The following is a 235-nucleotide window of genomic DNA, read 5'->3' as shown; positions in this document are numbered from 1 at the left end:
AAAAGACCATCCGCAGCCCGACGTGGTCCGCCAGGAAACCGCCCAGCAGCGGACCGCCGATCACCCCGCTAATTTGCGCCGTCGACAGCGTGCTTAGCGCCCAGCCGCTGCGCTCGCGCGGCACCTGGGAGGCCACCAGCGCCATGGCGTTGGGAATATAACCGGAGGTTAAGCCCATGATCGCCCGCAGGATAAACAGCTGCCAGACGTTGGTGGCGAAAGCCTGCAGTAAAAT

1 protein-coding gene is annotated in these 235 nt (G+C 63.4%); it reads right to left on the bottom strand.

Annotated elements, in window-relative coordinates; all coding sequences use genetic code 11:
• Positions 1-235: MFS transporter (locus FLQ03_RS08665; protein WP_144374170.1), on the bottom strand; the 235-nt coding region annotated here is incomplete at both ends.

Origin of the sequence: Vogesella urethralis (assembly GCF_007644045.2) — a bacterium.
In the GTDB taxonomy this organism is placed as follows: Bacteria; Pseudomonadota; Gammaproteobacteria; order Burkholderiales; family Chromobacteriaceae; genus Vogesella; species Vogesella urethralis.
Note: the sequence above shows the minus strand (reverse complement) of the source record. Positions and strands in the feature narration are given on the sequence as shown.